Source organism: Arthrobacter sp. Y3223164 (genome assembly GCF_059091005.1).
The window spans coordinates 1-644 of the sequence record NZ_JBNHGF010000768.1 but is presented as its reverse complement, the minus strand read 5'-3'; the positions used below and the strand labels follow the sequence as shown (position 1 = coordinate 644).

Here is a 644-nt window from a genome sequence, read left to right as displayed (position 1 = left end):
GAGACCGGGCACCGGGTCGCGTCGCTCGCCGAGCTGACCGACGCCGAGGCGGTGATGCTGGATACCTCGCCCACGGAACTCCTGCGGCTGGCCGGTGGCCGGCTCCCGTCCCGCTATGCGCGCGCCCTGCAGCGCTTCCGCTACGGACCGGGCGCGGCCAAGGTCGACTACATCCTGTCCGGACCGGTTCCGTGGGCCCATCCGGACCTGCGCCTGGCCGGCACCGTTCATCTGGGTGGCACACGGGAACAGATGGCAGCCTCGGAACGGGACATTGCCCGCGGCCGGCACTCGGAAGACCCGGTGATCCTGACGGCGCAGCCCGCCGTGGTCGATCCGTCCCGGGCGCCCGCCGGGCGGCACGTGCTCTGGACCTATTGCCATGTCCCGGGCGGTTCCACCCGGGACATGGAGCCGGTCATCACCGCTGCGCTGGAACGCGCCGCCCCCGGCTTCACCGACCTGGTGGTGGATTCGGCCAGCATGTCCGCGGCCGACTACGAGGCCTACAATCCCAACTACGTCGGCGGCGACTTCGGCACCGGGGCCGTCAGCCTGCCGCAGCTCGCGGCGCGTCCGGTGCTGAGCCGGAGGCCCTGGCAGACCCCGCTGCACGGCGTCTATTTGTGCTCGGCCGGGACGCC

General features: G+C 72.4%; 1 protein-coding gene. It reads left to right on the top strand.

The window, feature by feature from the left end; genetic code table 11:
* Nucleotides 1-644, top strand: a 644-nt coding sequence (locus tag AC5RUJ_RS17905) for a phytoene desaturase family protein (RefSeq protein WP_494156472.1), incomplete at both ends; no start/stop codon positions are given.